Annotated in this window: 10 protein-coding genes; all 10 read left to right on the forward strand. The window is 50.7% G+C overall.

The genetic code is table 11. The annotated features are described in order from the left end of the window. Window positions 1-177 precede the first annotated feature (177 nt). The 10 genes from OGY01_RS21050 to hcp all read left to right on the forward strand — a co-directional run bounded on the left by OGY01_RS21050 (window position 178) and on the right by hcp (window position 12,098). Window positions 178-1,014, forward strand: a complete 837-nt coding sequence (locus OGY01_RS21050; RefSeq protein ID WP_045441428.1) for an alpha/beta fold hydrolase — start codon at window positions 178-180, stop codon at window positions 1,012-1,014. Window positions 1,015-1,229: 215 nt separating this feature from the next. After that, window positions 1,230-2,240: a LacI family DNA-binding transcriptional regulator gene (locus OGY01_RS21055; RefSeq protein ID WP_048221711.1), complete on the forward strand. Its 1,011-nt coding sequence runs from the start codon at window positions 1,230-1,232 to the stop codon at window positions 2,238-2,240. A 140-nt stretch (window positions 2,241-2,380) separates the two neighbouring features. Then, complete coding sequence (nhaC, locus tag OGY01_RS21060) at window positions 2,381-3,832, forward strand: Na+/H+ antiporter NhaC (protein ID WP_200012023.1); 1,452 nt, start codon at window positions 2,381-2,383, stop codon at window positions 3,830-3,832. A 12-nt stretch (window positions 3,833-3,844) separates the two neighbouring features. Beyond that, window positions 3,845-5,047, forward strand: a complete 1,203-nt coding sequence (locus tag OGY01_RS21065; RefSeq protein ID WP_286493636.1) for a MalY/PatB family protein — start codon at window positions 3,845-3,847, stop codon at window positions 5,045-5,047. 727 nt (window positions 5,048-5,774) lie between these two features. Next, the gene (tssB, locus tag OGY01_RS21070) at window positions 5,775-6,272 is read left to right on the forward strand and encodes a type VI secretion system contractile sheath small subunit (RefSeq protein ID WP_045441433.1); all 498 of its coding nucleotides are present in this window, start codon (window positions 5,775-5,777) and stop codon (window positions 6,270-6,272) included. 32 nt (window positions 6,273-6,304) lie between these two features. Then, complete coding sequence (gene tssC, locus OGY01_RS21075) at window positions 6,305-7,852, forward strand: type VI secretion system contractile sheath large subunit (protein WP_045441434.1); 1,548 nt, start codon at window positions 6,305-6,307, stop codon at window positions 7,850-7,852. Between the two features lie 17 nt (window positions 7,853-7,869). Continuing rightward, complete coding sequence (gene tssK, locus OGY01_RS21080; RefSeq protein WP_045441435.1) at window positions 7,870-9,210, forward strand: type VI secretion system baseplate subunit TssK; 1,341 nt, start codon at window positions 7,870-7,872, stop codon at window positions 9,208-9,210. Then, entirely contained in the window at window positions 9,207-9,896 is a 690-nt protein-coding gene (gene tssL, locus OGY01_RS21085) for a type VI secretion system protein TssL, short form (RefSeq protein WP_200012021.1), read from the forward strand. Before tssK ends, tssL begins: the two co-directional genes overlap by 4 nt. Then, window positions 9,893-11,602 carry an OmpA family protein gene (locus OGY01_RS21090; protein ID WP_286493637.1) on the forward strand — a complete coding sequence of 570 codons (1,710 nt, stop codon included), beginning with the start codon at window positions 9,893-9,895 and terminating at the stop codon, window positions 11,600-11,602. Before tssL ends, OGY01_RS21090 begins: the two co-directional genes overlap by 4 nt. 4 nt (window positions 11,603-11,606) lie before the next feature. Further along, a complete protein-coding gene (hcp, locus tag OGY01_RS21095) occupies window positions 11,607-12,098 on the forward strand; it encodes a type VI secretion system effector Hcp (protein WP_045441440.1) in 492 nt (163 codons plus the stop codon). Window positions 12,099-12,380 lie beyond the last annotated feature (282 nt).

Here is a 12,380-nt window from a genome sequence, read left to right on the forward strand (position 1 = left end):
TAGTCGCTATATATCCGAAAAACCAATAATAAAAGGTTACTTAATTTTGCGTCTATACTCACTAAGCCTTACAGATGTTCATATTCATTGATATGTAACATGCCAGTAAGACGTTGAGTGTTTGACTGATTTACCATCAAACTTTTGGCTGAATATCCTCACGAGGGAAATACAACTATGTCATTTGTAAAAACTAAAGATGGTGTAAACATTTTTTATAAAGACTGGGGAGCAAAAGAAGCTCAACCGATAGTATTTCATCATGGCTGGCCATTGAGTGCGGATGACTGGGATAACCAGATGTTATTCTTTCTGAATCAAGGCTATCGTGTTATTGCAATTGATCGTCGTGGCCATGGGCGCTCAGACCAGGTTAGCGAAGGTCATGATATGGACCACTATGCTGCAGACGTTTCTGCCGTTGTGGAGCATCTGGATCTTCGTAACGCTGTGCATGTTGGTCACTCCACTGGAGGCGGTCAGGTGGCTCGATATGTTGCCCAATATGGACAACCGCAAGGGCGTGTCGCGAAAGCCGTGCTGATAAGCGCTGTGCCGCCACTTATGGTAAAAACTGAAGATAACCCTGGTGGGACGCCCGTCAGCGTTTTCGATGAGTTCCGTCAGGCTCTTGCCGCAAATCGCGCTCAGTTCTATCTTGACGTGGCGTCCGGGCCCTTTTATGGGTTCAACCGGGAGGGGGTTGAGGCTTCAGATGGAACCATCCAAAACTGGTGGCGACAGGGCATGATGGGGAGCGCAAAAGCACACTATGAGGGTATTAAAGCATTTTCTGAAACCGATCAGACTGATGATTTGAAATCCATTACGGTGCCTGTTTTGGTCATGCAGGGAGATGATGACCAGGTTGTCCCTTATAAAAATGCCGCACTTTTACAGGATAAATTGCTCGTTAATAGCATTCTGAAAATATATCCGGGTTATCCACATGGTATGCATACCTCTCATGCAGATGTAATTAATAAAGATCTGCTGCAATTTATTCAGTCCTGAAAATGTTCTGAAGCTGGGGTTATTTTTTTTCTCGGCTTCAGAATATGCATGGTATTTTCATGTTGCGCTTTAATTTTTAGCTATGCATGTTATGCACTAATTAGTGCTGAAATTAGTCATCGATTTTGCTATGTTACGTGGCAGATATACGAGTAAATCCTGAAAATAAGAATGCTATCAGCCAAATACGTAATATGAAAATATAAGGAACTGAAATGGCGACAATAAAGGATGTTGCATTGCTGGCGAAAGTCTCAACAGCAACAGTTTCACGTGTTATCAATCAAACCGCATGGGTCGAACCCGTCACGCGTGAGCGTGTGGAAAAGGCCATGCGTGAACTCAATTACCACCGTAATGCCGCAGCGATTGCACTGGCCAAACGTAGTGGTGACATGCTTGGATTATTAACCGGTAATCTTGCTGATCCCTTTTTCGCTCGCCTTGCGCGTGGTGTGGAGGAAGTTTCACGCAAACAGCAATTTCGTCTGATGGTTTGCAGCGGTGGTCATGATGAAGGAATGGAAAAAGCCGGGCTTGATTTTCTAATTAATCAGGGGTGTGAGGCTATTGTGGTGCATGCCAGTAGATTGTCCGAGAAAGAGCTCCTTCGTTATGCGGCTCATTTCCCGGCGATGGTGATCGTGAACCGTTATATTGCCGGGATGGCCAATCGTTGTGTATGGCTTGAAAATTGTAATGCCGCTAAAACAGCAACACTTCATTTACTGGAAAAAGGGCATCGTTGTATTGCCTGTGTGACAACTGATTTGCCGATTATCGATCGCCGCGAGCGTCTGGAAGGATATCGCCAGGCGATGGCTGAATATGGCATTACCCCGGAAAAAAACTGGGTGATTAGCGTACCTTTTAACGAAGAAGGGGGGGAGCGCGCAGCGCATCAGCTTCTTAACTGCAATATACCTTTCACCGCAGCGGTGACGTTTAACGATGTGATGGCAGCGGGTATCATGCGCATCCTTCATCAGAAAGGGATTAATCTGCCACGTCAGCTTTCTATAGTCGGGTTCGATGATGTGGTAATGGCGCGTTATCTCTATCCGGCACTCACAACGATGCACTACCCGGTTGAGCGCATGGCGCGCTGTGCTTCGCAACTGGCGATACAACTTTTCAAGGGCGCAACTCAGCAGCCCAGCATCAACAAGTTCACTGCAGAACTGGTGATCCGGGATTCTGTTCTTCCTCTCCAGGTCAATGACTAAGCCGTCAAGGATTTCAATTGTGATCTGGTTCAAATTTAGTTATCTCATGTAATCGCTTACATGAAGGCGAATGGACGATCACATCAGGGAAAAGGGGGCTCCTCTACTCTTGAGCGACCTTACAGACAGGAGATCCATTTATGAATGCCTCTCAAAATCAGAAAAAAACACTCTCATTTGGTTTAGCGCTGATACCCATTGCAGCCATGCTGCTATTGCTGATCATTGGTTACGGCATCATGGGATTACGCATTGAACCCCTGCTGCTCTGTTCTGCTGCTGTAGCCGCAGGTATTGCATGGTGGCAGGGCTATACCTGGGAAGACATCATCAGTTCGGTGGTTGATAAACTCGCTAAAGCGATGCCGGTCATCATGATTTTGATCTGCGTTGGCGGGCTAATCGGAACATGGATGTTCAGTGGAACCATACCCTATATGGTGTACTGGGGACTTAAATTAATAAGCCCTGAATACATTCTGATCGCCGCATTCTTTTTGACCAGTGTGGTGTCCGTATGTACCGGAACATCATGGGGTTCAGCAGGAACGGTGGGGGTTGCGCTCATGGGCGTAGCTGCGGGACTGGATGTGTCTCTTGCCGCAGCGGCAGGAGCTGTTGTTTCTGGTGCTTACTTTGGCGATAAAATATCGCCTCTGTCTGATTCCACCAACTTTGCTGCGATTGTCGCTGATACGACTCTGTTCGAACATATTCAGCATCTGTTGTGGACAACTATCCCTTGTTTCCTGCTTGCCGCTGTGGTTTATCTGATTGCCGGCCATAGCAGTATGCTCGGTGAGGTCGCTACGCCACAGCGCGTCACCGATATCGTGAACTCCCTTGAGACTTTATATCACTTTAATATTGTTCTGATTTTGCCACCTGTCATTGTTTTATACGGGGCGATTCGCAAGAAACCTGTTATTCCTTTGATGCTGAGCGCATGCGTGCTGGCTCTGATTCTGGGTGTGATGATGCAGGGACTGAGCATCAAGCAAGGACTGGATGCCTTTATTGATGGATTCAAAATCGAGATGTTCCCGACCGGAGCTGAAGGGATCGTTGCTGATGTCCCACGCCTACTGAATCGTGGTGGCATGTTCTCAATGATGAGCACTATCCTTCTTGTCTTTTGTGCCTTTTCTTTTGCCGGTGCCTTAACACTGACGGGGGCGCTCAACATCATTATCAACCGATTACTGACGATTATTCATAGTGTTGGTCAACTGATCGCCGCGACCATAGCAACCACTATTCTGGTTACAGGGGCAACCAGCGACGGCAAACTGGCGCTTCTGGTTCCCGCTGAACTGTTCAAAGATGCCTACCGGCGCATGGGGCTGGATACCAAAAACCTTTCAAGGACAATTGAAGACGCAGGAACCGTCATTGAGCCTCTGTTGCCATGGACATCTGCAGGGGTATATATGGCCACTACATTAGGTGTCAGTACGCTGGAATTGCTGCCCTGGGCTGTGCAGTGTTATTCAGCCATCTTTTTTGCTTTGATTTATGGCTTCACTGGAATCGGTATTGCCAGGCTATCTCCCATGCCTGGAAAAGAGAAGACGACTGTGGCTGCAGAATAGGAAGGGACAATAATGGATTTTAATAAGATTATCGATCGCCACAATACAGGCTCGCTGAAATGGGATTTTATTGCGCGCTATTTTGGCGAGGATACAAATGAACTGTTGCCGATGTGGGTTTCTGATTTTGACTTTACCTGCCCGGAAGCTGTTCAGCATGCTTTATCCCAAAGAATTGAACATGGTATTTTCGGTTACAGTGAACGCCCGCAAACGTACTATGATTCCCTCATTTCATGGTTCTCGACACGGCACCAACTGAAGCTGCAGCAAGAATGGATCTGCAGTATTGAAGGCGTGGTTCCTGGGTTATCTTTACTGGTGCAAATGCTGAGTCATCCTGGGGAAGGGGTGGTGGTTCAGGGGCCTTATTATGGTTCATTTTCCAAAATAATATCTCTAAATGGCAGGCGGTTACTGGAGAATCCGTTACATGAGGATGCGGAAACGGGTTACAAAATGGATCTCATTCACCTGGAAATGTTATTTCGTACTGAACGCCCTCCATTGATGATTTTGTGTAATCCTCATAACCCTACCGGGCGTTGTTGGTCTGCCCAGGAACTGGAGCAACTACTCCAGTTGTGTGAGACCTATAATGTCACGTTACTCTCGGATGAAATATGGGCCGATCTGTTACTTCCTGGGGAACGATTCACCTCGGTTTTACATCTGGGAGAACGCTGGCATTCGCGAGTGATATCTGCAACTTCCGCCAGTAAGACGTTTGGTTTATCAACTTTACGCATAGCAAACTTTCTCATCCCGGCCCAGGGATTACGCGAACAATTTATACGCCGTCTGGATGCTCATGGACTGGATGTTTTCAATGCGCTTTCTATCGAGGCGAGTACTGCAGCCTGGCAACATGGTGCTCGCTGGCTGGACGAGTTACTGGGTTATCTGGCAGAAAATCGCCGATGGTTTGTTACACAGGTTAATGAATATCTCCCATGGGCACGAATTGTCCCCGCCCAGGGTACTTATCTGCTGTGGATAGATTGCAAAGAACTGGGACTGGATGATGAACAGCTCAAATGGGTAATGGTTGATGTTGCAGGCATTGCACCGTCTATGGGCAATGGCTTTGGGTCGGCCGGCAACGGTTTTATCCGCCTGAACCTGGGGTGTCCACGCGCATATCTCGAAAAAGCGCTAGAGGGGTTGAAGCGTATTGCATACATGCCTTCAAAGAAAGGGCATCCCATCCGTTAATCCAGAATGATAATGCTTTTATTCTTCTGCATAACCGTTGAAGTCTTAAACGTAAGGCCTGGCGGGGACTCTCGATATTGAGTCTGTATATACCGGCAAGGGGGAAGATAATCTCCCTTGCCGATAAAGCCCCGTTTTTATTACCCACTGATTTTCACCCTTTAATCGCCCCAGCCGTTGAACTTCGTCGCGCTGAGGCGATAGATACCCGTTTTAATAACAGAAGTTACAGCACTCCGGATGCATTTTCTGATTGCTATTGTGGCTTCGTTTTATGAGTTAGTGACGGGTAGAACATTATGAATTTTGATTGTTGGCGGTTGTGGTATTGATTGCTTTTATGGCCTGAGTTTTACGCCACGTCATTTATTGTTTATTAACGGTTGCCCTTACACTTTCTGTTGTTTAGTGGAAAAATTTTTTCATAAAAAATATACATTGCTTTTATTTTCATTGATTTTAATCATTATTTATTCTCTTCATTGTAAAAATTCCATTGTTTTTCACTCCCTCGGAATATGTTACCAGCGCTGAAGCAATCCGCAGGCAGAATATCCTGGTTTGCAGTGTAATTATCTATTAACAATCAGCAGAAAATTCTTATTTTTTACTAGGAAATAGATCTTCGATCTGTAAATTTGATCAAAGATCATATATTGCTCTATTATGCGTATGAAAATGACATGTACGACAAATACTACACAGCAATATAAAGAGGGATGAACTTATGGCTGACAGCTTTCAGAGTGAGGTGCCTAAGGCACGTATCAATTTAAAACTTGATCTGCATACCGGTGGGGCGAGCAAGAAAACTGAGTTGCCGTTGAAATTACTGGTTACGGGTGATTTCAGTAATGGTCAGGAGTCTGCGCCATTATCCGAGCGCGAAAAAGTGAATGTTACTAAAAATAATTTCGACGCTATTCTTTCCGAATATTCCCCAAAAGTGAATCTTACCGTTAAAAATACGCTTGCCGATGACGGTAGCGAGGACAATATTAAACTGACGTTCCAGAGTATGAAAGATTTCACCCCGGAACAGGTTGCCAGACAAATTCCACAGCTGAAGGCAATGCTTTCTATGCGTAATTTGCTTCGTGATTTAAAAGCCAATCTGCTGGATAACCAGACCTTCCGAAAGGAGCTGGAAAAAATTCTGCTGGACCCAGCGTTAAGCGCAGAACTGCGCAGCGAACTCTCATCCCTGGCACCAAAACAGCCGTAACCATCACAAAGAAATAACGGATTAACCAAGGAATGCTCATGTCTGTACAAAATGAAAAGACTGCTGGTGGCGAAAGCGTTGTACTGGAACGCCCTTTAGCCGGTGGGGTTTATGCGTCTCTGTTTGAAAAAATAAATCTGAATCCGGTCTCAGAATTGAGCGCGTTGGATATCTGGCAAGATTCGCAGGCGATGTCCGATGCCACTGCTGATGAACGTCTGACTGCCGGGATGCAGGTATTTCTGGAGTGTCTGACAAAATCAGGTTCAAAAGTCGAGAAATTAGACAAGAATCTGATCGACCACCATATTGCAGAACTGGATTACCAGATTAGCCGCCAGTTGGATGCGGTGATGCACCATGAAGAGTTTCAGCGAACGGAAAGTACCTGGCGGGGATTAAAGTCGCTGGTGGATAAAACCGATTTTCGCAGGAACGTGAAAATTGAGTTGCTGGATATGTCCAAAGAGGATCTGCGGCAGGACTTTGAAGACAGCCCGGAAATTATTCAGAGTGGACTGTATAAACATACCTACATCGATGAGTATGACACTCCCGGCGGAGAACCAATTGCAGCACTGATTTCTGCCTATGAGTTTGATGCATCCGCGCAGGACATCGCATTACTGCGTAATATTTCAAAAGTGTCCGCTGCTGCGCATATGCCGTTTATCGGCTCCGCTGGCCCGAAATTCTTCCTTAAAGACTCGATGGAGGAAGTCGCGGCGATTAAAGATATCGGCAACTACTTTGACCGCGCTGAGTACATCAAATGGAAATCTTTCCGCGATACTGATGACTCACGTTATATCGGACTGGTGATGCCGCGTGTACTGGGACGTCTGCCTTATGGCCCGGATACTGTACCGGTACGTAGCTTCAACTACGTAGAAGAAGTTAAAGGCCCGGATCACAACAAATACCTGTGGACCAACGCCTCCTTTGCTTTTGCCGCCAATATGGTGCGCAGTTTCATCAACAACGGATGGTGCGTACAGATCCGTGGCCCGCAGGCCGGTGGTGCGGTTCAGGATCTGCCAATCCATCTGTACGATCTCGGTACCGGTAATCAGGTGAAAATCCCGAGTGAGGTGATGATTCCGGAAACCCGCGAATTTGAATTCGCCAACCTGGGATTCATTCCTCTCAGCTACTACAAGAACCGCGATTATGCGTGTTTCTTCAGCGCAAACTCGACTCAGAAACCGGCGCTGTACGATACCGCAGATGCGACGGCAAACAGCCGCATCAATGCGCGCCTGCCCTATATCTTCCTGTTGTCACGTATTGCCCACTACCTGAAGTTGATCCAGCGAGAAAATATCGGTACCACCAAGGACCGTCGTCTGCTGGAGCTGGAACTCAACACCTGGGTACGTAGCCTGGTCACTGAGATGACCGATCCGGGTGACGAACTGCAGGCGTCACATCCACTGCGTGATGCCAAAGTTGTGGTTGAGGATATCGAAGATAACCCGGGCTTCTTCCGCGTGAAGCTGTACGCCATCCCACACTTCCAGGTGGAAGGTATGGACGTCAACCTGTCACTGGTTTCCCAGATGCCGAAGGCGAAATCGTAACCTAAGGCAGGAAGCCGATGAAAACGGAACAACCGTTATGGGGCAGGGGCCAGATGGTCTCTCCCCAACACTTCCAGCAACAGGCCGCGTATGCGGCCTGGTCAGTGGAATGCATCGCCCGCCTGGGCCTGGCTCATCCCTGGGGAATGATTAATGCCACTTTTGAACCGGATGCGCTGAAGCTGGGTCGCCTGCAGGCACGTCATCTGCACATCCGTTTCCCGGACGGAACGCTTATCGATACAGACAATGCTGACGCCCTGCCTCCGGCGCTGTCGCTTGAGAGCGAATCGCATGACGTGGTGGTGGAGTTGGCACTCCCGCTGCTGCGGGCGAACGGCGGCAATTGCCTGAAACCCGATGAAGTGGCTGAGCGCCCGGTACGTTTTCGCCAGCGCTGGCGGGATATCCGCAACACTTTTGGGGAAGACACACGGCAGATCGCCGTAATGCAACCGGAACTGACGCTGAGGTTTGCTCATCAGAACAACAGCGATTACCTGACCTGTCCGGTCGCTCGTCTGCAGCAGGACTCTCAGGGGACCTGGGAACTTGATGAGACGTTTCTTCCTCCGCTGCTGACCATTCAGGGCAGCCGCTGGCTGGTGACACAACTGGAACAACTGATGATGCAACTGCGTGCTCGTCTGAGCCGCCTGATGGCCATGCGTCGTGAAAGTAACGAGCGGATGGCTGATTTTGCGGTGGCCGATGTGTCCCTGTTCTGGCTGCTCAATGCCCTGAACAGTGCAGAGCCTGTGCTGGGACAGTTTCAGCGCAATCCGCAAAGTCCGCCTGAACGTCTGTATCCGGAACTCGCTCGTCTGGCGGGTAGCTTGCTGACGTTCTCGCTGGAACATCAGGTGAGTGCCATTCCGGTCTGGCAGCATGAACAACTGAATACCGTTTTCCCGCCGCTGTTTGACTTACTGGGCGATCTGCTTGAAGCCAGTCTGCCATCGCGGGTGGTCTCGCTTGAGCTGGACTATGACGCACGTCTCCACTTCTGGCAGGCCCGTCTGCATGATCCACGTCTGCGCGAAGGGGCTGATTACTACCTCTCCGTGCGCTCACCGATGCCGGTGGCGCAATTGCAGGAGCAGTTCCCACGCCAGTGCAAAGTGGGCAGCCCGGATCATGTCCGGAGCATTGTTAACTCTTCCCGGGTGGGGGTTCCACTGATGCCGTTGCGCCATGTCCCGGCTGCCATTCCGTTGCGCCTGGAAAACCAGTATTTCAGCCTTGATGTCTCTCATCCTCTGGCCACAGAAATGCTCCAGAGCGGCACCTGTATGTTTTACGTTCCGGGGATGCTCGGCGAGCCTGAACTTGAACTCTTTGCGGTACTGAGAACATGAGTGAGCGTAAACGCGGCACCGCCGCGTCCATTGATATTGATGCCCTGTTACAGGACACCTGGCTGCAGGTGATCAGCCTGCGTCACGGCCCAAAATTCCAGGATGGGGAAGGGCGTAAGCTGTGGGAGCGTTGTATCGCCGATGTCGAGCGAGTGCAGCGTGAGCTAAAAGCGAGCGAACTCGATGAGATCAGTTGCCAGCATATTCTCACCGCGCAGTGTGCGCTGCTTGATGAAGCAGTCAAAGGTCGCGGTGTAGACGACGACGCCTGCGTGCAGTGGTATGACATTCCCCTGCAGGGACATTTTTTGGGCACGATGGATGCCGGTGACACTTTATGTGACCGGATGCGCGATGTGCTGCGCGAAACGGCACCCGAGCATGTCGTTGTGACCTGCTTCCAGCGAATAATGATGCTGGGATTCCTCGGCAGTTTCCGCTCATTAAATGATCCTGAGCGCCAGAAACTCGTCAGCGCACTCAATGAGCATGTCAGGCCCTTCAGCTATCCACAAAACCATCCTGTTCTGGCGGAAAGTCGTTCCGGGTCAGGGATAGGCGACTGGTTGTCGTCGTGGCCTGTGCGTATTGGCCTGAGTGTGATTGTGGTCGCGGCCTTGTGGTGGGGGCTGAGTCACTGGCTCGATCAGATGCTTCTGACGCTGTTGCCGGGAGCCGTGAAATGAGTCCTGCACAACAGCGTGGACTTGCGTTGTGGGCCGCTCTGCTAAGTACGGTGGTCAGCCTGAGCTTTCTGCCCGTTTCCCGGCTGGTTTCTGTTCTCGTTTTGCTGGCTGCTCTGGGGCTTATTGCCGCACTCTGGTACGTCGCGAGCCGTCGTGCTGAACACGATATTACGCTGCGCCTGGATGACCTCCCGGAAGCCACATACCACCAGCCTGTCGTACTGGTCTGTGGCGATCTGCCGCTGACCTGGCCGCATCTTTCACAGGTGCTGACTGTCACGCAGGGCTGCTGGATCCGTGTAGAGGATTTTCAGGATCTGGAGCAGGTTGCCCGCCAGGTACTTTGGCTGCGACCGGACTGGGGCCGACAGTTGTCGGTGATGGTCAGTGTCTGTCCGCAGAAACACGCTGACAGCGAAGCGTTGACCAGTCGTCTGCTGGCTCTGCGTTGGCAAATAAGCCAGTTGCGTAAGGAGACCGGGCATTCTGTGCCACTGGTTCTGAATGGTCAGGTCGGCAGTGCGATGACAAGTGACATGCTCTGGCAAGCGGCGATCCCTGGCGAAGGCGTGAGGGTCTGGCGTGAATCTACCGCGCCCTGTTCGATTGCCGCGTGGGTCACCACTGGCGGAGCACCTGCGATGCAACAGCAAGTGCTGATGAACAGCCTGATGAGCTGGTTTCATCAGCATGTCAAAGCGGTTTTTATGGATGAGAATCCTGATGTTCCGGCCATTGCGCCCACGGCGGTGCTGTGGGGGATGGGACCTATTCTTGCTGGTAGCCTGGCGTCTTCGTCGTGGACCGCGTGGTTGTCCCGTCACACCGCTATGCAGCATGTGGCTGGCTGGCAACCGGTAGGAACTGACAGTACGGTGATAGCGCCGTTTCCGGATTTCGTTCTGCCTTTGTTGCCGGAAGGACGGGGCTTAACCCCGCGGGGGCGAACCTGGCGCTGTGCGCTCGGGATCTTTACCCTGGCCACCATCGCGGCGCTGCTCAGCAGCGGCTGGAACAATCGTCAATTGCTGCACCGCGTGAGCTTCGATATTGCTCGTTATTACCGTATCCCGATGGATGATTACGGTCTGAAAGCCGACGCCGTCGCGGTTCTGCGTGAGGATGCCGCACAACTGGATGACTGGACTCGTAATGGTGTACCGGCCCGGATGGGGCTGGGGTTGTATCAGGGTGAACGCCTGCGCCTTACGGTGCTGGATGCTATCCGCTCTTACGTTCCGCCGCCGCCGCCCAAACCTCAGCCGAAGCCAAAACCTGCACCGAAAATTGTGCGCCTCGACAGTATGTCGCTGTTCGACTCCGGCAAGTTCGTACTGAAGGCAGGCTCCACCAAAATGCTGATTAACTCCCTGGTGGGCATCAAAGCCAAACCGGGCTGGCTGATCGTCGTCGCCGGACACACTGACAATACCGGCAACCCACAACTGAACCAGACGCTTTCACAGAAACGTGCCGAAGCGGTACGCGACTGGATGCGTGACACCGGTGACGTGCCGGAAAGCTGTTTTGCGGTCCAGGGTTATGGCGCAAGCCGTCCTGTCGCAACTAATGACACGCCGGAAGGGCGCACGCTCAACCGCCGTGTCGAAATCAGTCTGGTCCCGCAGGCCAATGCCTGCCGGATACCAGGCAAACACCCGGCGCCATCGCAGGATGATGGCGCATCACAATTAAATGGAGAGTAATTCCATGGCAATTCCTGTTTATCTTTGGCTGAAGGACGACGGCGGCGCGGACATCAAAGGGTCTGTGGACGTTCAGGATCGTGAAGGCAGCATCGAAGTGGTGGCACAGGAGCATAACCTGTATATCCCGACCGACAACAATACCGGCAAGCTGACTGGCACCCGTATTCACACGCCGTTCTTGTTTACCAAGGAAATCGACTCCTCCAGCCCGTACCTGTACAAAGCGGTGACTACTGGCCAGACCCTGAAATCTGCGGAATTCAAGTGGTACAAGATCAACGACGCGGGCCAGGAAGTGGAGTACTTCAACACCAAACTTGAAAACGTGAAAGTGGTGAAAGTGAATCCGGTGATGCACGACATCAAGGATCCTTCTTACGAGAAGCACAACCACCTCGAAGCCATTGAGTTGCGTTACGAGAAAATCACCTGGACCTACAAAGACGGCAACATCATTCATTCCGATTCATGGAATGAGCGCGCCACCGCGTAAGTTACTCGTCATATTTCGCGCTGTAGCGGCGTTGGCGGTGTTCATGCACCCCGGTCACTTACTTATGTAAGCTCCCGGGGCTGCACTCGCTTGCCGCCTTGCTACGGCACGAACTATTTAGAGTAACAGCCTGACGGGCAGCCCATTCTGCCCGCTTTTTCTTCTTTGCTGAATGTCTGCAACGAGCGGGCTTTCAGCAAAGAACCCACAATCTGCCAGCCGACCGTATGCGCTTTGGTCCCCTTAACGGGAAACAGCGAGGGGCGGTAGCGTGTCCAGGAA

The sequence above is a fragment of the Citrobacter sp. Cm038 genome (assembly GCF_030333105.1).
Taxonomy (GTDB): domain Bacteria; phylum Pseudomonadota; class Gammaproteobacteria; order Enterobacterales; family Enterobacteriaceae; genus Citrobacter; species Citrobacter murliniae.

Coding starts and splice junctions, on each gene's coding strand:
- OGY01_RS21090 (WP_286493637.1), top strand. CDS start 9,893: ATGAGTCCTGCACAACAGCGTGGACTTGCGTTGTGGGCCGCTCTGCTA.
- OGY01_RS21050 (WP_045441428.1), top strand. CDS start 178: ATGTCATTTGTAAAAACTAAAGATGGTGTAAACATTTTTTATAAAGAC.
- OGY01_RS21055 (WP_048221711.1), top strand. CDS start 1,230: ATGGCGACAATAAAGGATGTTGCATTGCTGGCGAAAGTCTCAACAGCA.
- tssL (WP_200012021.1), top strand. CDS start 9,207: ATGAGTGAGCGTAAACGCGGCACCGCCGCGTCCATTGATATTGATGCC.
- nhaC (WP_200012023.1), top strand. CDS start 2,381: ATGAATGCCTCTCAAAATCAGAAAAAAACACTCTCATTTGGTTTAGCG.
- tssB (WP_045441433.1), top strand. CDS start 5,775: ATGGCTGACAGCTTTCAGAGTGAGGTGCCTAAGGCACGTATCAATTTA.
- tssK (WP_045441435.1), top strand. CDS start 7,870: ATGAAAACGGAACAACCGTTATGGGGCAGGGGCCAGATGGTCTCTCCC.
- hcp (WP_045441440.1), top strand. CDS start 11,607: ATGGCAATTCCTGTTTATCTTTGGCTGAAGGACGACGGCGGCGCGGAC.
- OGY01_RS21065 (WP_286493636.1), top strand. CDS start 3,845: ATGGATTTTAATAAGATTATCGATCGCCACAATACAGGCTCGCTGAAA.
- tssC (WP_045441434.1), top strand. CDS start 6,305: ATGCTCATGTCTGTACAAAATGAAAAGACTGCTGGTGGCGAAAGCGTT.